Origin of the sequence: Streptomyces sp. NPDC004542, assembly GCF_040610035.1 — a bacterium.
Lineage (GTDB): Bacteria > Actinomycetota > Actinomycetes > Streptomycetales > Streptomycetaceae > Streptomyces.
The window spans coordinates 1-21,033 of the sequence record NZ_JBEXLP010000095.1 but is presented as its reverse complement, the minus strand read 5'-3'; the positions used below and the strand labels follow the sequence as shown (position 1 = coordinate 21,033).

Here is a 21,033-nt window from a genome sequence, read left to right as displayed (position 1 = left end):
ACACACGTCGCGACCGGACGGTTCAGCACCACCGGGCCGCGCTGCCGGACCGGGCCTGGCCGCGGTCTCGGCCGGAGCCCGGGCACAACCGACAGGCGGAATGAAGAATTCCGTTCATCTCGCCCCGTTCTTGAGATGGTGCCCGTGCCTTACTGCCCATGCTCACGGGTCACTCTGGTCATTGTCGAGCCCTTTGATGTCAGGAACGCACATTCACAGCATCCATGACGAGCGTTTAGCTGGGGTTTTGTTACGACGGCTCGTCAGTTCGATGGGTGGGAAATTTCTTTCCGGACGGCGCTCCGGACCGGCCGGCTAGGCGCCCCCGCCCGGGGCGATCAGACCCGTCTCGTAGGCGAAGACGACGGCCTGGACGCGGTCGCGCAGGTCCAGCTTCGACAGGATACGGCCGACGTGACTCTTGACCGTGGTCGGACTCAGGAACAACCGAGAGGCGAGTTCGGCGTTGCTGAGGCCGGTGGCGAGCAGGCGGAGCACCTCCAGCTCACGAGGGGTCAGGCCGGAGAGATCGCGGTGCGGGGCGACGGTCTGCGGTTCGTCGTGCTGGGCGAAGCGCTCGATCAGCCGACGAGTGATCGTGGGCGCGAGGAGAGCGTCGCCGGACTGCACCAGCCGCAGGGCGGACACCAGGCGTTCGGGGGTGACGTCCTTCAGCAGAAAGCCGCTGGCGCCGGCCGTGAGCGCGGCGTAGACGTAGTGGTCGAGGTCGTATGTGGTGAGGATGATGACCCGGGTCTCCTGCGGGCCGTCACCGCCGAGGATGCGGCGGGTGGCCTCGATGCCGTCCATCTCCGGCATCCGGATGTCCATGAGCACGACGTCGGGCCTCGTGCGGCGGACTGCTGCCACGGCCTCGGCCCCGTCAGCCGCCTCGGCCGTCACCTCGATGCCGTCCGCGGCCAGGATCATCTTGAAACCGGTGCGTACGAGAGCCTGGTCGTCAGCGATGACGGCGCGCAGCGGTGGCCGGTCCATGGTCATACCGCGCTCCTCGGGATACGGGCCGCGACCCGGTAGCCACCGGCCGGCGTCGGCCCGGCCGTCAGTTCGCTGTTGTAGACGGCCAGCCGCTCCCGCAGCCCCATGTGACCGCGGCCGTTGCTCTCCACGGGTGGGGAATCCTTCGCGCCGCCGGTGTCCGTGACCTCGATCTCCAGACAGTCGTCGGTGTAACCGATGGCGACGGACGCCTCCGCGCCGCGTGCATGTTTGATCGTGTTGGTCAGCGCCTCCTGCACGACGCGGTACGCCGCGAGGTCCACCCCCGGAGGCAGCGGTTCCGGGGGCAGCGACACCCCGACGCTCACGGGCGTCCCTGCGGCGCGCACCCGTGCGACCAGCGCGTCGAGCTGCGCGAGTCCGGGCTGGGGCTCCAGACCGTCGGGCCTCTCGTGGTCCGGAGCGGCCAACAGGCCCATGACATGACGCAGTTCGGCCATGGCGGCCCGGCCGCCCGCCTCGACGGCCAGCAATGCCTCCTTGGACTGCTCGGGTTCCACGTCCATCACTTTGCGGGCCGCGCCCGCCTGGATCACCATCACGCTCACATTGTGGGTCACCACGTCGTGCAGTTCGGCCGCAATGCGGGCACGCTCCTCCGCGACGGCCTGGCGCATGGCCTCCTCCTGGGTCTCCTGCAGTTGGGTGACCCTGTCCCGGCTGGACGCCAGCCGCAGATCCAGGAAGCGGACGAGGCTGGCCAGCATCCCGGCGACCAGCAGCACGAATCCCGGACTGGACCATCCCGGGACCATGGGGTCGGCGTTACGGAAAGCGATACCGGACAGCGCGGCGGCTATCACCAGCACGGCGATCGCCATTATCCGGTAACGGCTGTAGACGACGGCACTGTAGGCACCGACGACACAGGCCAGGACGGTGGTCCAGGAGGCGGAGTCGCCGATGGCCAGGGCCGCGCCCAGCACCGTCACGAAGATGGTCAGCGGGTACCGGCGCCGGAGTGCCAGCGGCAGCGTCGACAGGACGACCAGCGCCCAGGGCACGGAGGAGGGTTCTTCCGCCGCGGGTACCTGACCGGCGCCGGGCGGCGAGGGCGGGGGCGGGGCCCCGGTCCCGCCGTCCACCGTGGTGGGGTGGATGTCCCCCAGCCCGCCACCGGGATAGTTCACCGCGACGAACACGGCGATGGCGGCCAGTACGACAGCCAGCACCACATCGGCGCGCACCGCTCGCCTGGACAGCGGGGCGGCCTTCGCTTCGGGGCGCAGCGCGTCGACGAGCTGCTGATGCCAGCTGCGCCGGTCTTCCGTCTCCATCCACACATTGTGATGCGCTCCGCGCCCGGCCGCGTCCGCCTGTCTGATCAGGGCATTGTCCCCGAGGCCTACTTCTCAGGTAGGACTCCGCGGCCGGATCATCCGCAGGAAGGGCCTGATGTTGGTTCCGCGGCCGACGCGCTCCGCAGGCGGCAGCCTCTAGGTTCACAGGGTGGCAACGGCAAGTGCCTCTCGCGACGGTAAGGACGGACAACCCGCATGAATCAAGTGATCGAACTGGAGGGTGTGGCCAAGCGCTACGACAGCGCCGGCGCGCCGGCGCTCGGACCGCTCTCGCTCAGCGTCGCCAAGGGTGAGGCCCTTGCCGTGACGGGCCCTTCCGGCAGCGGCAAGTCCACGCTGCTGAACCTGGTCGCCGGCCTGGACAAGCCGACCGAAGGCACCGTGACCGTGGCCGGGCGACGGATCGACCAGTTGAGCGAGCACGCCCTCGCCAAGTTCCGTCGCGAGCACGTCGGCATCGCCTTCCAGTTCTTCAATCTCCTCGACGACCTCACCGTCACCGACAACATCCAGCTCCCGGCGCAGCTGACCGGGACCAGCCGGCGTGCGGCCGCGGCCCGCGCGGGTGAGCTCATGGAGATGCTGGGCATCCAGAAGCATGCCCGCGCCTACCCGGGCCGGCTGTCCGGAGGTGAACGACAGCGGGTCGGTGTCGCCCGGGCGTTGATCAACCGGCCCGAGCTGTTGCTCGCCGACGAGCCCACCGGTGCGCTCGACTCCGCCTCGGGTCACGACGTCCGCAATCTCCTGCTGGATCTGCACCGCGGCGGCCAGACCATCGTGCTGGTGACACATGATCTGGCGCTGGCGGAGGCGTGTGCCAGCCGCACGATCCACCTGGTCGACGGTCACCTCGCCCTCGACACGTACGCGCAGGCCGCCCGATGAGCCTTTTCGGTAACGGCGCGATGGGCCGGGTCGTACGCTCCGGGGTGGGCCGGCGGCGGGTGCAGACACTGGTGATCGCCGTGGCCACGATGATGGCCGTGGCCTCGGCCGTGGTCGCCGGGTCGCTGATGGTCGCCGCGGCCGCTCCCTTCGACAACGCCTTCAAGAAGCAGCAGGGCGCGCACATCACCGCGCAGTTCGATCCGGCCAAGGCGAGTGCGGCGCAGCTGGCGCAGACCACGAAGCTGGCCGGCGTCACGGCGAGCGCGGGACCCTACCCGTCCACGGCGTTCCGCCCGGTGGACCAGTCGGGCTTCCGGATGCCGACGCTGACCCTGGTCGGGCGGTCCGGTCCGGACGGTGACGTGGACCGCGTGGAACTGAAGTCCGGTCGGTGGGCGCAGAAGCCGGGCGAGATCGTGGTCGACGCGTCTTTCCAGGGGCCGTCTGTCGAGATCGGCTCCACCCTCAAGGCATCGAACGCCGCGAACGCCCCTACCCTTTCGGTCGTCGGCTTCGCCGTTTCGGTCGGCAAGTCCGCCGACGCCTGGGCGACCTCGGCGCAGGTCGACGCGCTGGCGGCGCTGGGCAACCCTGTCACGAGTCAGATGCTCTACCGCTTCGACGCCGCGGGCACGAAGGAACAGATCCTCGCCGACCGGAAGAAGCTCGCCGCCTCCGTGGAGTCCGGGGCACTGGTGGGTACGCAGTCCTGGCTGGACACCAAGCGCGTCGCGGATCAGGGTGCGGCGGCGACCGTCCCGTTCGTGATGGCTTTCGGCGTGCTCGGCATCGTGATGTCGGTGATCATCGTCAGCAGTGTGATCAGCGGTGCGGTCGGCACCAGTCTGCGCAGGATCGGCATCCTCAAGGCCATCGGCTTCACTCCGCGCGAGGTCGTCCGCGCCTACGTGGCCCAGGCGCTGATTCCGGCCGGTGTCGGCATCGCCTTGGGCGTCGTGCTGGGCAACCTCCTGGCGGTGCCGCTGCTGGCGGACACGGAGTCGGTGTACGGCAACGTCTCGCTGTCGGTGGCCTGGTGGGTGGATGTCGTGGTGCCGGCCGCCGCACTGTTCGTCGTGTGGCTCGCGGCGCTGATTCCCGCACGGCGCGCCGGACGGCTGAACACGGTCGAGGCGATCGCGGTCGGCCGGGCGCCGCGCCCGGGGCGCGGGCAGTGGGCCCACCGGGCGATGGGACGGCTGCCGCTGCCGCGGCCGGTGACCTACGGGCTCGCCACTCCCTTCACGCATCCGGTGCGCGCCCTCGCGATGCTGCTCGCGGTGGCGTTCGGCACGGTCGCGGCGACCTTCGCGGTGGGACTGACCTCGTCCCTGAATGAGGTCGGCAAGTCGCAGGATCCCGAGAGCCGAGCCGCGGTCACGGTCTCGACGGTCAAGCTGAACGACATCGCTCCCCCGCCGCCGCCTCCTGTGGGGGGCGGCGTGGCAAGCCCGTCTCCCAGCAGCAGCGCGGCCGGCACGTCCGAGCCCAAGGTGGCAGACCCGGCGAAGGTCCGGGCCGCCGTCGAGTCCGAGGCGGGGCTGAAGTCGTACTACGGCAAGCTCCAGACCGAGGTCGCCGTGGCCGGAGTCTCCGGCTCGGTGCAGGCCAGCCTCTACGAAGGCGACTCGCGCTCCGGCAGCTACGAGATGCTGTCGGGGCACTGGATCACCGGTAAGGGCCAGGTCGTTGTACCCACGCGCTTCCTGGAACGGACCAGCACCAAGGTCGGTGACACGGTGCGGATGACATTCGAGAAGGAGACCGCCGACCTGCGGATCGTGGGTGAGTCCTTCGACACCTCGGGCAACGAGCTGGAGATCCACGCGGACATGGCCAACTTCCCGTCGGCCGAGCCCGATACGTTCCTCGTCGAGGTGAAGTCCGGCGTCTCGGCGGACGAGTTCGCCCAGAAGCTCGCGGCGGTGGTGCAGCCGCTGGGCGGTGACGCCACGACCGCCCCGGCCTCGGAACAGAGCGGCGTCATCCTCATCATGGACGCGATGGCGGTGCTGCTCACCCTCATGCTCATCGCCGTGGCCGGCCTCGGCGTGCTCAACTCCGTCGTCCTGGACACCCGTGAACGCGTCCACGACCTGGGCGTCTGCAAGGCGATCGGCATGTCGCCGCGGCAGACCGTGAGCCTCGTGCTCGCCTCGGTGACCGCGATCGGTGTGACCGGCGGGCTGCTGGGCGTGCCGGCGGGGTACCTGCTGCACGGCATCGTCATGCCGGTGATGGGACGCGCCGTGGGCACCGGTATGCCGTCCCCGGTCCTGGATGTCTACGGGCCGGTCGAGCTGGTCCTGCTGGGGCTGGGCGGCGTCGTACTGGCGATGCTGGGCGCGATGATCCCGGCCGGTTGGGCGGCCAGAGCCCGTACGGCCACGGCCCTGCGCACCGAGTGACGCCAGGCGGAACACACGCCGCACGTGAGGACAGCCCGGCCCCTGAGGGGCCGGGCTGTCCTCACGTGCGGCGCTCAGTGCGGGGAGCGGCATCGCTCGGTCTCGCCGCCGGACGGATCGGGCCTGTGCTCATCGGCCTCGCAGAGGATCCGCGACACGGGCCCGCGGCCGCACCACAGCTCACTCGCCCTGCTGCCCGCGCATACGCCGCAGCACAGGCCTGGCCTTCGGCCGGTGGCCACCCTGATCGGCGAGCCAGCCCGCGAGCGCGGCCGGCGTGGGCGAGGTGAAGACCGTACGGATCGGCAGTTCCTCGCCCAGCACCGTCCGCACCCGGCTGACCAGCCGCGTGGCCAGCAGCGAATGACCGCCGAGTGCGAAGAAGTCGTCGTCCGCGCCCACCACGGGCACGCCCAGCACCCGGGCGAAGGCCTCGCAGAGGATCCGCTCCTGCTCCGTGGCCGGTTCCCGGCCGGCTCCCGCCTGCGCGGCGACGTCCGGCTCGGGCAGCGCCGCGCGGTCCAGCTTGCCGTTGGCCGTCAGCGGCAGCGCGTCGAGGACGACCACCGCCGACGGCACCATGTACTGCGGCAGGATCCGCGCGACGTGGTCCCGCACCGTCCGGCTCAGCGCACTGTCGTCGGCGTCCGCCCGGTCGCCCGCGGGCACGACGTAGGCCACCAGCCGCCCCTCGCCCCCGGCAGCCGCGCGCACGGTCACCACGGCGCGAGCCAGCTCAGGATGCCCGTTCAGTACGGAGGCGATCTCCTCGGGCTCCACCCGGAAACCGCGGACCTTCACCTGTGCGTCCGCCCGGCCGGCGAACAGCAGCCGACCGTCGGCCGTCCAGCGCACCCGGTCACCGGTCCGGTACATCCGCTCACCGGTCCGCGTATAGGGGGACGCCACGAACCGTTCGGCCGTCAGATCGGGCCGTCCCAGGTAGCCCCGGGCGAGGTTCGGGCCCGCCACGTAGAGTTCGCCCGCCACCCCGACCGGCACGGGGGCGAGCCGCTCGTCCAGGACGAACGCCCGCACGCCGCGGATCGGGCCGCCGATGTCCGGGGCGTCACCCTCCGTCAACACACCGGACATCGTCGCGCACACCGTCGTCTCCGTCGGCCCGTACGCGTTGACCAGCCGCCGCCCCGGCGCCCAGCGTCCCACCAGTTCCCTGCCCAATGCCTCACCCGCCGAGACCAGGGTCTCGACCGGGGCCAGGTCCTCGGGCGTCATCTCGGCCAGCACCGCCGGCGGCAGGGTCACGTGCGTGACCGCGTGCCGGGACAGGACCTGCGCCAGCCCGGGGCCGGGCAGCAGTTCGTCCGCTCCGGCCACGACCAGGCAGGCGCCCGACGACAACGCCACCACCACGTCCGACACCGCCGCGTCGAAGCTCATCGACGCGAACTGCAGCAAACGGCTCGACCCGGTCACGGCGAACCGGTCCGTCTGCGCGCTGGCCAGGTTCGCCAGCCCTGCATGCGACACGGCCACACCCTTGGGCCGCCCCGTCGAACCGGAGGTGTAGATCACGTAGGCCATCTGGTCGGGTACCGCGCTCACCCGGGGAGCGGTCACCGGAGCCATCTCCAGGGCGGCCGCCGCCTCGGGGTCGTCCAGGTCCAGCACCCGCGGCCCCGGCGCGGGGAAGCGCAGCGTCAGGTCGCTCCGCCCGACGACGACGTCGGCTCCGCTGTCCGAGAGCATGAACGCCAGCCGCTCCGCCGGGTACTCCGGATCCAGCGGCAGGTAAGCCGCCCCGGCCTTCCACACGGCCAGGATCGCGGCAACCGCCTCGACGCCCCGCGGCAGGCACAGCCCCACGACGGACTCCGGGCCGACCCCGTGATCCCTCAGACGGTGCGCCAGACGGTTGGCCCGCGTGTCGAGTTCCGCGTACGACACCTCGGTCGCACCGGACACGACCGCCACCGCGTGGGGAGTCCTGGCCGCCTGCGCCTCGAAAAGCTCCGACGCCGTCTTCGCGGCGACCGGCGCGTCCGTGCCGTTCCACTCCGTCAGGACCCGCCGCAGTTCGCGCGGCGGCACGGTCTCGACGGCCGCGAAGCTCGTCTCGGGTGCCTCTTCCAACGCTGTCACCAGATTGGCGACGGTGGTGTGCAGCATGGCGCACACGGCATCGGCGTCCACGGGGGCCACCGCGTCGACGGTGAGCGAGAACCCGGAACGGAGATCGTCGACGGCCACGGCGACCGGGTAGTTGGTGCGTTCCCGGGTGAGCAGCAGGTTCACTCCGTCGAGCACGGTGCCGCTGCCCTGATCCGGCGCGTGGTCGGCGGCCTGATGGTGCCGGTAGTTGAAGATCGAGGTGAACAGCGGGCTGCCGCCGGGCACCCCGCCGGCCCGCTGGGCCAGCGCCAGCGGGGCGTGCTCGTGCACCAGCAACTCGGCCAACTGGTTCCGCAGTCCGAGCAGTACGTCCCGCACTTCCGACGACCCCACACGTACCCGCACGGGGAGCGTGTTGATGAAGGGGCCCTGGACCCGGTCGGCTCCGGCTCCGGCGTTCATCCGCCCGAACAGCACGGTGCCGAACACGACGTCGTCGCGGCCGCTGACCGTGGCCAGCACCCTCGCCCACGCCAGGTGGAACACGGTGGCCGGGCTGACACCGAGCGACCGCGCCGTCCTGCGCATCCGGCCGGCCAGTTCCTCGTCGACCGACCACCGCGCGCGGTCCGCGTCCGTGCCGTCACCGTGGACGTCGAGGAGCCCGTACGGAGCGGTGGTCTCCTCGACGTCGCCGAGCAGCTCGCCGAAGTACCGCTCGTGTTCCTCTCTCGGCACGCCCAGCCGGGCCTGCGCCACGAAGTCCCGGAACGGGAGCGCCTCGGGGAGTGCATCACCCTGGCCGGACAGGAAGGCACCCAGCTCTCGCAGCAGGGCTTCCTGACTCGTGTGGTCCCGGACGGTCTGGTGGATCCGGATCAGGCACACCCATCGGTCACTGCCCGGCTCGGCGGCGACGTGTGCCCGGATCAGCGGAGCACTGCGCAGGTCCATCCGGCCGCCGGCGTGCGCCAGCAACTGCCGTACGGTGTCGCCGCCTCCGGGAGAGACCACGAACTCCTCGACGGGCAGCTCCACTTCGCGCAGCACCACCTGGACCGGCTCACGCAGTTCCTTCCACAGGATCGCTGTGCGGTAGATGTCGTGCCGGTCCACCACCCGCTGGAGAGCGCCGAGGAACGCGTCCAGCCGCTCCCGCGACTCCAACTCCAGCACGATCGGCAGCACATAGACGTCACTGCTCTCCTGATCAGCGACGAGGTGGTGGAAGAGGATGCCCTCCTGCAGCGGGGCGAGGGGGTAGATGTCGGCGATGTTGGCCGCGCCGCCCGGGATCCGCGCGACGATGTGCGCCAGCTCGGACTCGTCCAGGTCGACCAGCGGCAGCATGTCCGGCGTGATGTGCTCCGCGTGCCGGGGAATGCGGTTGTCCGGAACCACGACCGCGTCCGGAGCCGCGACGGCCGCCAGACCAGCCGGGGTCGGTGTCTGGAACAGCGCGCGGACGGAGACGGACACACCCCGGCTGCGGAGCTGCTCCACCAACGACACCGCCAGCAGTGAATGCCCGCCCAGCGTGAAGAAGTCGTCGTCCACGCCGACCGCGGGCAGACCCAGGACCTGCGCGAAGGCCTGGCACAGGATCTCCTCCTGCACCGTCGCCGGTGGACGCCCGGTGCCGGCCGTCGCCGCCGCCGCGTAGTCAGGAGCCGGCAGCGCCTTGCGGTCCAGCTTCCCGTTACCGGTCAGCGGCAGCTCCGGCAGCACGACCACCGCCGAGGGAACCATGTACTCCGGCAGTCGCGACTTCGCGAACTCCCGCACTGCCTGTCCTGCGCGTGCAGCAGCCCGTGAGCCCGTGGAGTCTGGTCCTGATCTCACAGCGGTGTTCCGTGCGCCTGCCCGGACAGTCGCCGCCGGCCCGCGCACGACCGGATACAGTGCGCGGGACGGCAGCCCGGTCAGGGAGGGGAAGCGTGACCGACACCAGCAGCACCCGGCCCGCGGAGGGTGAAGCGCAGGCGCCGCGGCAGAGCCGGCTGCACCGCCTGATGCGCTTCATCCCCCTGATCGCCCCCGTCCTGCTGTGGGCCGTGCCCTGCTGGGTGCTCCTGTACACCGGCCAGCACTGGCCGCTGCCCGTCACCCTGGCCGGCACCGCCCTGTTCGCCCTCGGCCTCATATGCATGCCGTTCGCGATGGTGCGCGGCCACGGCCGGCGCCAGCAGGACCGGGCGGCGATCACCGGCGACACCCTGCTGGGCACCAGCTGGGTCCTGTTCACCTGGTCCGTTCTGCTCGGCGTCCTGTTGCGGCCCGCCCTGACCGTGGCCGGCGTCGGCGAGAGCCAGGACCGGGCCCGGCTCGTCACGTGGGCCGTCCTCGGCACCACCGCCGTACTGCTCGCCTGGGGGTACGCCGAGGCCCGCCGCGTGCCACGCGTGCGCCGACTCGACGTGCGACTCCCGCGCCTGGGTGCCGGGCTGGACGGCCTCCGCGTCGCCCTCGTCACCGACACCCACTACGGACCGCTCGATCGCGCCCGCTGGTCGGCACGGGTGTGCGAGACGGTGAACACCCTGGAAGCCGACCTGGTCTGCCACACCGGCGACATCGCGGACGGTACGGCCGAACGCCGCCGCGCCCAGGCCGCACCGCTCGCTACCGTGCGGGCCGCCTGTGCCCGCGTCTACGTCACCGGCAACCACGAGTACTACAGCGAGGCCCAGGGCTGGGTCGACCTGATGGACGAGCTGGGCTGGGAGCCGCTGCGCAACCGCCATCTGCTGCTCGAACGCGGCGGCGACACCCTCGTGGTGGCCGGCGTGGACGATGTCACCGCCGAGTCCTCCGGTCTGGCCGGCCACCGCGCCCACCTGTCCGGAGCCCTCGACGGCGCCGACCCCGACCTGCCCGTCCTGCTCCTGGCCCACCAGCCCGCGTTCGTCGACCGGGCGGCAGCCGCCGGCATCGACCTCCAGCTCTCCGGCCACACCCACGGCGGCCAGATCTGGCCCTTCCACCACCTGGTCCGCCTCGACCAGCCCGCCCTCGCCGGCCTCAGCCACCACGGCCCCCGCACCCTCCTCTACACCAGCCGCGGCACCGGGTTCTGGGGCCCGCCGTTCCGCGTCTTCGCCCCCAGCGAGATCACCCTGCTCGTGCTCCGCTCCCCGCACCCGCCCACCTCGCCGTAGCACGGGCCTTGCGGACAGGGCGCCGGGCGGCCGGCTCTCACGGCCCGTGCGAGGCAGGTGCCGAAGTCCGGGCCTCGGCGTCCTCGGCCGGCAGTCCCGCACCGTCCCGTGGGCGTCGCGCGCGGGAGCCGACCGGGAGGGCGGTGAACGCGGTTCCGCCAAAGACGTCCTCGCCGGCCGGCGCGAAGGCCCCAGGGTCGGACGTCGGCTGCCGCCACACCGTGTCCGGCGGAACGTGCCCAGCGGCCGCTTCCCGGAGAGGCTCCACGGCCGGGACGGCGTGGTGGGCAGCCCGGCGGTCGCGGGCGGCGGCCTCGGTGACGCCGGGCGGGCGGTCCTGGTCCCGGGTGCGCGCTCCCGCGTCGCCGGTCGCGGGGCTCGGCGGCTGCTGCCCCGCCTCACGCGGTGCGGCGGGCGGCGGCTCGACGGCGGGCGTGGCCCCGGTAGTTCCGGATCCGTGCGTCGCCTGCTCGGGGTGAAGTCCGGCGCGGGCGGCCGGCCCGCCCGCGGCAGCCGACTCGTCCCGCTGCTGCCGCCAGGCACGCTGGAAGTCGTCACGCCGCCGGCGCTGCCGGGGCCCCGGGGCCATGCCCCAGGCCACCATCTCGCGCGTCGCCCTGTCGAGAGGCCCCATAGGCGTGATCAGGCCGCTCGCCGCGAACTCCCCGGAGGCGGCCTCCCACAGCTCCCAGGCCTCCAGAGCGCTGCCCGTCCTCGCGCCCCGCTCCACCGCCTTGTCCCTGTCGAAACTGCGCCCGGCCAGTTCCGCGCCCCAGGCTTCGCGCAGCGCGGACCTCTCCCGGACGGCCGGGTCGGCCACGGGCGTGCCGGGCCGCCCGGGCGAGGGCTCGGGGCTGGCGGGGGGCGGGGCGGTGTCGCCGCCGGGCTCGGCGACGTCCTTCGGCTCCGGGCGGAACAACGCGGCCGGCTGCGTCCCGCCGGACGTCAGGTCCGTCAGGCGGCTCGCCAGCTCGAGGTCGCTGCGGTGCGGGATCGAGGCGAGCAGACCGCCGAACACATGGACGTGCAGGGCGCGGCGTGGGTGGTGCACGGGTTCCAGCTGGAGCAGGGTGTCGAAGATGAAGGCGGTGTAGGGGACTTTGTCCACCAGCCGGTTGGACTCGTCGGTGTCGCCGATCTCGTAGGCGTTCTTGTACTCCGCGGAGGACTCGCCCTGTCCGGAAAGGTTGAGGATCTCGTGCAGCCCGTCCCGGGGCGCGTCGACGATGTCGGCCCCGACGCCGGCCCCCCACGCGAAACGCCGGGAGTTCTCGTTCTCGGGCGCCGTCGTGGTGGGGTTGTACGTACGCACCTTCATGTTCGCGGCCGACGGGGTGTGTTCCTGGTAGCCGGTGAGGACCAGCCGGACCCGGACCGGGACGCCGCCGACGTCGACGACGTAGGTGCCGCGCAGCAGTTCCTTCAGACGCGGGCGCAGGGTGTTGTAACCGACGGCGGCCTCGTAGACGGTCTCCGCGAGGGATCCGGGCTGCAGACGGCCGGCGGACAGCAACTTCTCGACGTCGTCCTCGGTTTCCAGGGGCGGTTCGTCGACCGGGTCGAGGGCGGCGACCTTCGCCCAGGTCTGCACCGCGTACAACGCCTGGCCTCCCCAGGAATACATGTCCTGGGTGGCCTCCTCGACGGAGGCCGCGGGCGGTGCCGCCCTGGGCGGGGCCCACGCGAGGGTGTCGGGCGGCTGGAGGGCGCGGGTCCAGTGGGGCATCGCGGTGGCGGAGTCCCGCGGCGTGGTGAAGGACTCCGGGACGAGGACCTGCACGAACTGGTCCGGGACGACGAACCGGTCGTGGTGCAGGGCGCCGCCGGGGGTGTAGCGGTCCCACAGCGACTTCACCCGCTCCAGCGGCGCCCAGGGGGCGGTGCGGCGGCGGGCCGTCTCGACCGCGGCCCCGAGGAGACCGTGCTCCGGCAGCCAGGACACCGCGCGGTCCCACAGCGCCGCCGCCATGTCCCGCGGCGCCTGGGCGAACGCGGGCAGCGTCGCGTAGGCGTCGATGCGGACGTCGAAGTCGACGTGGTGGACGAACTCCTGGACGGCGCCTTTGAGGTCGGCGCGGAAGATGTGGATGTCCTTGTTCTGCTCACCGCGTGAGGTCTCTCCCTCGCGGTCCACGGACCCGTCGACGCTCACGCCCCCGTGGATGCCTTTCGTGCCGCCGTTGGCCTTGGCGCTGAGGGACATGTGCTGACGCAGCGCCCGTTCGACGGCGTCCTTCCACTGCCGGGACGACTCGCTGCGGTACATGATCTTCACTTCGGGGCGCAGCCGGTTCCACAGGGCGTCGCTGAACCGGGACGCCGACACGTGCACCCGCAGGTAGCGGGCGCCGAGAGCGCCGCCGCCGCGCGGCAGGGCGTACCAGCCGGTGACGCCCGTGCCCATGACGGCGTGGAACTGGTCGCGCAGCGCACTGCTGGCGAAGTTCGAGCGCAACGAGCGGTAGAGGGCGTCGGGGACGACGTTGTCGTCCTGGTCCCGCTGGAGGTGGCCGGACCGCACCAGCCGGACGACGATGCTCTCGAACACGTCGGAGGCGGCGAGGTGTTCGGGGTGCATGGCGGTCGTGGGGACCATGATGTGGTACGCGCGGTCCAGCCGGGCCTTGTCCGAGTACACGCGGGGGATCCTCCGGGCGCGCGGCGGGAACTCCACCGAGTCGCCGGGGAGGCGGAGGGCGTCGTCGGCGGCGTCCGCGGTCTGGTCGCGCAGTGCGCGGGCGGCGTCGTGCATCCGGCCCAGGGCGTCGGCGAGGTCCTGCCCGGCACGCAGCAGCGCGGCGGCCCTTCGGGCGTCGTCCGCCTCGCCGGCCGTCGCGCGGGGCGCCGTGCCGGGTGCCGCGGCGTCCCTGAGCAGGCCGGCCACCTGCGCGGCGCGGTGCCGCACGAGCCGTGTGGTGCTCAGCAGCAGGTCCGAGGCGGTGGCCAGCCTCGCCGCGGTGTCGCTGAACGTCTCGGCGCGGTCGGCGGCGTCGGTCACGTCGGCGTGCAGCGCCTGGGCTTCGGGCTGCGCGTGCCGGGCGCGCAGTCCCGGCAGGAGGCCCAGGATCCCGGCGGCGGCCCGTCCGGACCCGGCGAGTGCGGCGGCACGCCGGGAGAGGGCGGTGCAGTCGGCGTCGACGGCCTCGGCGGCACGCACCGCGTCGTCGGCGAACGCGGCCAGTTCCTCGGCCGGCCGGTGCAGCGACGTCAGATCCGCGGCCGTGGGCGGCCGGGTGCCGCCCAGCCGGAGGAGCAGGCCGAGGAGCGGCCGGTCCGCGTCGGCCCGCCGTTCGGCGGCGGCGTGGAACGCGCGCGCGGAGGCGGCGAGGGCCGGCGCGGTGGCCGCCAGGCGGTCCGCGTTCCGGGCGAACCGGGCGCGGGTCAGCGCGTCGGCGGCGAGTTGCCGCGGCAGGTCGTCGTCCATCCGCTCGCGGATGCGGTCGGGCACCAGGAGCGTGCCCGATGCGACGTAGGTGGCGGACAGACTGCGGCTCTGCACGGTGTCGTTGCGGCCCGAGCCCGGCAGCAGGCCGGCCAGTCCGCCGCCGTCCCGCCACCGCTTGATGGTGACCATGATGCCGACGTCGCCGGACATCACGGTGGGGAAGACGTCGGCCCGCTCTCCGTTCTCGTCCGTGACCGAGTCGACGTAGGTGACGCGGGTGACGTGGATGTCGCCCGTGGCGTCGACGTTCTTCGTGCCCCGGCTCGCGGAGACACCGCCGCTGACGGTGCCGCTGGCGCGGAACACCTCGTTCTCGCGCGTGGACGCGTGTTCCTCCTGGTTGCCCGGGTTAACGACGCTGGGTCCGCGCCGGGCGAGCGCGGGCGCGTCGGCTCTCCGGTCGGCCGGGTAGGCCCCGGGGACGACGAGGCCGTCGTCCGACAGGTCGCCCGGGCCGGCGTCGACTGCCCGGCGGCGGGAGTGGTCGTCCCCGGTCGGGGCGGCGGGCGCGCCCTCCGTGGCGGTTTCCGGTGCGCCGCCGGTGGTGTGTACCGACGTGGACGTGGCCTCGGGCACGGTGGCTCCGGCGTGGGCGAACTCACGCCGGTACTGGGCCGCGAGGCTGGCCACGCCGGACGTCTTGCTGCCCGCGGTGACGGTGCTGGTGTGCGTGGACCGGCTCGACTGGTACTGCTCGAACTCGGTGGGGTCGGCGGTGATCCGGCGGTCGGCGACCCGTTCCAGGAAGGTGAGCCTGATGTACATGGCCTGGTTCCACTCGCCGCGCCGGGGCAGACCCACGACCCGCGCGTGGTCGGAGGCGGTCTCCTGGAAGTGGGCCGCGAAGGCCCGCGGGGACAGCTCGCGGGTGAGCGCCTCGGGCAGCTCCGCGGGCGGCATGTCCTGCGGCTCCACACCGTGCAGCCGCGCGTACAGCTCGGACACGGCCCGGGTGAGGTGCGGGAACTGGGTGAACTGGGCATACATGCCGGTGGCCCCGCCGGACTCCAGCCGCAGGCGGCGGACGAGGCCCTGCTGGCGGGCGCGGGTGACGACCGCCGACTCGGGCCGGCGGGGTTCCTGGGTCGCGGCCCGGTCGATGACCTGGACGCTCATGTCCGGCCCCGACAGCCATACGTCCTGCGGTGGGCCTTCGGCGGCGAGTTCGTCGACCGACAGGTGCCAGGCCGCCGCGAACGCGCCCTCCTGCACGGTCCGGGTGACTTCGGAGCGCCGGTAGGAGGAGGACGCCGTCTGGAAGGAGTCACCGGTCCCCCAGTCGCGTCCGTACTCGGGGCCCAGCACGAACTGGATGCGGCCGCCGTCGCCGTTGAACTCCGCGTGGCCCTCGGTGCTGTTGAGGTCGAGGCGGAAGCCGCCGCCGAAGCCCACGTCGAAGCCGCCCGAGTCGGCCACCGCGCCGGACGACTGCGTCATCGTCATCTGCCGCTGATTGACCGTCGACCTGTACGGGACGGTGTCGAACGGGGCGTCCGCCACATGGAGCCTCGCCGTCAGGCGGAACTGGCGACCGGCGAGCCAGATCGTGTGCACGATGCCGTGCTGTGCCTCGGCGATGTCGGTTTCCAGGGCGTGCCGGCCGAAGAAGGAGGCCAGTTCGTTGTCCACCGCGGTCCGGTTCAGCGGAATGCGGAGCCTCTCGGTGGGCGTCAGGCCGGGGATTCTCCGTTGCAGGATCGCCCGGAACGTCTCCTGGACGCGGTGCGAGCCCGGCATCGCGGTGGCGACGGTGAACCGCGTATCGGCCCCCGCGGTCGCCGACCACGTCATGTCGAAGTCGTCGGCGGGCGCGATCGCGGGCGCCGGGCGGGCCTCCTGCTGAGCGGTCACCCACGCGGGCGGGCGGGGCGAGGAGACCAGCCGCGGCGGTACGGCCCACTCGCGCTGCAGGAACCGCGCGCCTCGTCCGTCCCGGTGCGGGGCGCTGACCTCGGCCGTCAGGACGGTGCTGACCGGCTCCACCCGGGGGCCCGTGTGGGAGACGACCTCGATGTCCATCCGTACCCGGGCCGTGGCCCGTACCTGGTCGTCGGAGGCGTTCAGGACGGTGTGGTTCAACGTCTGTGCGCCCAGGCCCGTCGACCCGCCGCGCTTGGCCTCGATGCCGCCCGACAGCATCGGCAGCGTCCCCGTGACGATGTTCACCCGCCCCGGGGAGGCGGTGTCGTTCTTCCGGTGTTCCGACGGCTTCGTCCGCAGCCCGCTCGCGTTGTAGGAGGCGGAGAGCGTGACCGTCGACTCGAACTTCTTGGTGTGGGTCAGCGTCAGTCCGGAACCGATGTCGGTGCGGGTCGTCGCGCCCGGCGCGACGCCCCTGACGACGACACTGTCGGGCACCGGAACCATCTGGAAGCGCAGGTGTCCGCTGAACGTCTCCGCGCTGGTGGTCCCGTCGCGCACCACGACCGGGCCGGACACGTCCCCGCCGCCGAGCATGAGGCGGCTGCGGTTGCGCAGACCGCGCTCGGTGATCTGCTCCTTGACCTCCTTCAGCATGTCCACGACGATCTCCGCGTCGATCCCGGCGCGGCGCAGGGCACGGTGCAGGTCCGCGACGGCGTCGACGACGTTGACGGCGTTCAGCAGCACCGGGATGCGGCTGCTCGGCGACGTCCCGCCGCCTGCGTCCGCAGGCCGGCTTCCTGCCGTCTCCGCCGCGTCGAGCGGCTGGAGTGCGTCGTCTCCCAGGAACTGCCGCGGGTATTCGACGGTGAGACGGCGCGGCACCACGGTGCCCGGCTGGTCGGCCTCCTTCAGCGCTGCGATGTCCCGTCCGGTCAGCGGCGGCGGGGCGGTCGAATGCACCTGCGGGGCACGCGTGTCGGGATCCGCCAGGTAGCGCGCCTCCCGGCCGTCCACGAAGATCCGGAACGCGAGATCGGCCCGCCGGGCCCCGCGCTCCCGCACGAAGGGCTTGCTGCCCGCGATGTTCAGCTTCGTCCAGTTGTCCTCGGTCGCGGTGTCACCCGACGCGCTGACCTGGGGGGCGGCGATCACGCTCGCCGCCATGCGGCTCAGATGGTGGCTGACGACGCTGACGAGCTGCGCGGCGCCCTCCCGCTTGCGTCCCGAGGTGAACGACCCCTTGCCGGTGGTCGAGCCGAAGGCCACACGGTATCCCTCGGCGCCGGCGTTGACGTCCTCCTCCGCCTCGTCGTCGACGACGCTGTGCCGGTCGCCGCCTTCCGGGAGCGGCCGGACGTCCCGCAGCACGGGCAGCAGCCACACCAGTCGTCCCTGCGACACGAACGCCTGGCCCGACTCCAGTTTCGCTTCCCAGCCGAGGAGTTCCCCTTCCCGCTGCCGGTCCCGCTCCTCGCGTCCGCCGGCGGTCGTCGCCGCGGGGAGCGTCGGCGACGCCAGGAACCCGGCGAGCCGGCGCTCGATGTCATCGCGCATCGCGCGCTGAGCCGCCTCGTCGAGCCCCCCGGGCAACTCGTCCACCGGCAGGTCCGTGGTCTGCATGATCCGGTGTGCCCACGCCCGGGCATGGTCCTCGGGGAACCTCTGCGCGCCGGAGACCACGACGTCGCCCAGAGCCTCCGGTACCAGGAAGGGCGAGTTGTTGTGCTGCGGGCCGGAACGGACCCGGTCCATTTCGATCGCCGTGTGCGCGGCGTCTGCGGCCTGCTCGCCCACCGCGGCCCGGGACACACCCCGCGCGGACCGCACGCCCCGCTCCGGGGACGACGACCGCTCCGGCGCGCGTTCGGCGAACGCGCCTGCGGTGCCCGTGGGCGGCTGGGAGGAGGAGGTCGAGGCGCCCAGGGTGTCGTCCGTCTCCTCGACGCCGTCCGGCCTCGCGCGCCCGGCACCCAGCGGCCCGGCCCACGGCTCGACCCCGCGGCGCTTGCCCAGTTCCCGCGCGACGGACCGGGCCGCTTCGTACCCGCCCTCGGCCATCGCCGCCGCGACCGCGGCCACATCCCTGCGCAACTGGGTGTGCAGCGGCGAGTCCGGGGTGAGGTCCGGTGGGTAGTGGTCGTACACCTGGACCAGCTCCAGCACCTGCCGCCGACGTGCCGGGTCCACACCTGCCAGGAGGAGCGATGTGTCCGCCACCGTCGTGTCGGGGTCCGCGGTCACGGGTCGGGGGACCGACGGTGCCCGCCCGATGCCGGACGGACGGCCGGGGCGGGACAGACGGTCGGGGCCGGGCGGATGGTCGCCGGGATCGGCGCTCGCCGCCCACTTGCCCTTGGTGCTCCACGGGTTCAGCGGCACGAGGTCGTCCGTCCACGGCACACCCGCTGCCGACGACGTCGTCCCGGTGCCGTGCGCCGGTGTCACGGGAGGAAGGTGCTCGGCGCGGAAGGTCCACCCCCCGGACACCTGCGTCCGCGCGTCGTCTCCCAGTGAGAAGGTGGTCCTGAAGTGCGGTCTCGGCGCGGACGTGTCCGGGGAGGCGGGACCGGCACTGTTCAGCAACTGCACGGCGGCCGGAGGCGGGGTGAACACCTCATCGAGCGGAGAGGTCCCGTCCTCGGGGTGGCCGGTCATGGCGGGGGGCAGCCCCTCGACTTCCCGCGCCAGACGGTCGGGCCACTCGTCCTCGAGGATGTCGGTCACCGCGCCTCGCACCCTTCGTCGAATTGCCGCCACGCCCTTCTTCTCGGCCTTGTGATCAGCCGTGCTCCGTTCACGCTCTCTTCGGTCCTGCTGGTCCAGGAATCCCCGGACGTATTCGTTCGTGCTGCGCCGACTCACCTGCAGTCGGCGGGCGACGGAAAGCAGCTCGTCCGGACCAGCGACCTTGTCCAGGGCGCTCGCCTCGGCCGCGGCCTGCTTCTCCGCCATCTCGTGGGCACCGATGAGCAGCAGATTGTTCGCGTCCTTCGGCAGCGTTTCTGCAGCGCTCCGCACAGCTGCCAACTTGTCGAGGCGTTCGCGCGCCTGCTCACGGTGAATGGTCACGATGTCGAACCATCCGCGTCCGGCGACGACCTCTCTCGACCTGAAGGCGCGCAGCGTCACGTCGCCGTCCGAAGACAGCGGTGTGAGGTTGTCCTGGCTGAGGATCTCCCAGCCGTTCGGACCACGCCACAGGAGGTTGGTGGCTTCCGGGAGGCCCGGTGCGGAGGCGGTCGTGTCCTGCGGACCCGCGGTCATGTACTGCTCGTGTCCGAACCATTCGTACGGCCGCAACGCGCCACGGAACTGCTCGGCGGCCTTCGCGTTGACCGTGCCGCTCGGCGACTGGTAGTGCCAGACGGTGAAGCTGCCCTCCCGCGCACTGGGGGTCAGCACCAGCGCGCAGCCGTTCATCGCGGCTGTGAACACGAAATCGGCGGCGAACTCCCCGTTGTCCTGCACGGGTACATCGGTGTGCCCGACATTCGTCAGGGCATGGGTCGTGGCGCCCTGGTGATAGGGAACGTAGTACGCCGAGACGTACTCCCCCGGTCCACGGACACCGGGGATGTCGTGCCGGCCCACGATGTCCCGCAGGAGGCCGTCCTCCCGGGCGAACGCCTCCACGTATTTCTCCACCGCGGGAGTCAACAGGTACACCGGCCGCCCGTCCGCCGTGGACCGGGCCGGATCCACGGTCAGTGTGAACCAGTGGCGGTCCTTGCCGTCCATCCACCTCAGGAACCGGGGCCAGTCGATGGCGGACCCCGGCATCCGGGCCCGCATGCCCTCGTCCATCCGCAGGAGCACCACGTTGTCGCGGAGGAAGCCCTTGGGCGAACGGGTGAAGTCCGCGACCGCCCGCTCACCGGACGGCCCGTGCAGGACCGTCGCGCGTGACCTCCCTGCGCCCGCGCTCCCCTGCTGCGAGGAGCCCCGCGGCCCGGCTCCCTTCCTCCCACGCGCCGCCAGCATGCCGCCACGGAGCCGCGCGGGTTCCCTCCCGTCCGAGGCTATGTCGTCGGCGATCCGAGCGGCCAGCTGGACGCTCGACATGCCGGGGAACACCGACCCCGCACGCACCAGTCGCCGGTGTGCCTCCTCGACCGTCCGCCGGTCCGCGGTCAGGTCCTGGCGGATCCGCTTCAGCTGACGGTTGACCGTGTGGAACAGATCCGCGGCCGGATCGAGCTCAGGGGACAGGAAGACATCCGTCCGCGACGGCTCGGGGAGCGCCGGCGAGGTGGACGCCGGGGTACCGGCCGGGGTCCGGGAGGACGTGGCGGCGGGACGGTCCGTGCCGGCCGGTGCCACGTCGGTGTGACCGGGGAACCGGTCGCGGACGGCCGCGGCGTAGGCCTCGCTCCCCTCGCGCTTGGCGTGAACCGGCGTCGTGGGGCCCGGAGCCGGCCCGCTCGTGGTGCCGGCCGCGAAGAGCGCGTCGCGCGGGGAGTTCCGGCCGGGCCGCGAGGCCGTGTCAGGAGTGGCCGTGCCGGTGGTCACGGGGCGGTGTGGCGAGGACGCGGTGGCCGTGGTGGGCCGGGCCGCCCCGGCGGGGGGCTCGGCCGCGCTCTTCGCGCGACTCGCCTCCGAGGCGTTCGAGGTCTCGGAACCGCGCGTGGACTCCGGGGCCGGAGGAACCGGCCTACGGCCTTCGGTGGCCGCTTGGGAGGTCGTGGCCGGGCGGTTCGCCTCCGCCGGCGGGACGGCGGTCGCAGCCGTACTGTCGCGGGCCACCGAGGTCCCGCCGCCGGGCCGCGCGCCGGTACCGCCCCGGTTCGCCTCGGAGACCGGGGCGGCCGGGCGGTTCGCCTCCGCCGGCGGGACGGCGGTCGCAGCCGTACTGTCGCGGGCCACCGAGGTCC

At 72.6% G+C, this 21,033-nt stretch carries 7 protein-coding genes and 1 pseudogene; 4 read left to right on the top strand and 4 right to left on the bottom strand.

Annotated elements, in window-relative coordinates:
* Nucleotides 1-315: 315 nt before the first annotated feature.
* Both ABZX30_RS32355 and ABZX30_RS32350 read right to left on the bottom strand, forming a co-directional pair.
* Complete coding sequence (locus ABZX30_RS32355) at nt 316-1,002, bottom strand: response regulator transcription factor (RefSeq protein WP_355940158.1); 687 nt, start codon at nt 1,000-1,002, stop codon at nt 316-318.
* Nucleotides 999-2,297, bottom strand: a complete 1,299-nt coding sequence (locus ABZX30_RS32350; protein ID WP_355940155.1) for a histidine kinase — start codon at nt 2,295-2,297, stop codon at nt 999-1,001. Before ABZX30_RS32350 ends, ABZX30_RS32355 begins: the two co-directional genes overlap by 4 nt.
* A gap of 219 nt (nt 2,298-2,516) precedes the next feature.
* Between ABZX30_RS32350 and ABZX30_RS32345 the strand changes: the two genes are divergently transcribed.
* Both ABZX30_RS32345 and ABZX30_RS32340 read left to right on the top strand, forming a co-directional pair.
* Nucleotides 2,517-3,209 (top strand): ABC transporter ATP-binding protein, encoded by a 693-nt coding sequence (locus ABZX30_RS32345; RefSeq protein WP_355940152.1) that lies wholly within the window; start codon nt 2,517-2,519, stop codon nt 3,207-3,209.
* On the top strand, nt 3,206-5,620 hold the full coding sequence (locus ABZX30_RS32340; RefSeq protein ID WP_355940149.1) for an FtsX-like permease family protein: 2,415 nt from the start codon (nt 3,206-3,208) through the stop codon (nt 5,618-5,620). Before ABZX30_RS32345 ends, ABZX30_RS32340 begins: the two co-directional genes overlap by 4 nt.
* 180 nt (nt 5,621-5,800) lie before the next feature.
* On the opposite strand, the gene ABZX30_RS32335 is transcribed toward ABZX30_RS32340, so the two are convergent.
* Nucleotides 5,801-9,478, bottom strand: coding sequence for an amino acid adenylation domain-containing protein (locus ABZX30_RS32335; protein ID WP_355940146.1), 3,678 nt, complete (start codon nt 9,476-9,478; stop codon nt 5,801-5,803).
* Between the two features lie 152 nt (nt 9,479-9,630).
* Here ABZX30_RS32335 and ABZX30_RS32330 point away from each other — a divergent pair, with 152 nt between their 5' ends.
* Complete coding sequence (locus ABZX30_RS32330) at nt 9,631-10,851, top strand: metallophosphoesterase (protein WP_355940143.1); 1,221 nt, start codon at nt 9,631-9,633, stop codon at nt 10,849-10,851.
* A gap of 37 nt (nt 10,852-10,888) precedes the next feature.
* On the opposite strand, the gene ABZX30_RS32325 is transcribed toward ABZX30_RS32330, so the two are convergent.
* Nucleotides 10,889-20,671, bottom strand: a complete 9,783-nt coding sequence (locus tag ABZX30_RS32325) for a hypothetical protein (RefSeq protein ID WP_355940140.1) — start codon at nt 20,669-20,671, stop codon at nt 10,889-10,891.
* On the opposite strand from ABZX30_RS32325, the pseudogene ABZX30_RS32320 reads away from it, so the two are divergent.
* Nucleotides 20,658-21,033: pseudogene (locus ABZX30_RS32320) on the top strand (hypothetical protein); the annotation flags it as partial. The gene ABZX30_RS32325 and the pseudogene ABZX30_RS32320 sit on opposite strands and share 14 nt — an antisense overlap.

Bases quoted from the DNA above. Each gene is read 5' to 3' on its own strand.
- ABZX30_RS32355 (WP_355940158.1), bottom strand. From the start codon at position 1,002: ATGACCATGGACCGGCCACCGCTGCGCGCCGTCATCGCTGACGACCAG.
- ABZX30_RS32350 (WP_355940155.1), bottom strand. From the start codon at position 2,297: ATGGAGACGGAAGACCGGCGCAGCTGGCATCAGCAGCTCGTCGACGCG.
- ABZX30_RS32345 (WP_355940152.1), top strand. From the start codon at position 2,517: ATGAATCAAGTGATCGAACTGGAGGGTGTGGCCAAGCGCTACGACAGC.
- ABZX30_RS32340 (WP_355940149.1), top strand. From the start codon at position 3,206: ATGAGCCTTTTCGGTAACGGCGCGATGGGCCGGGTCGTACGCTCCGGG.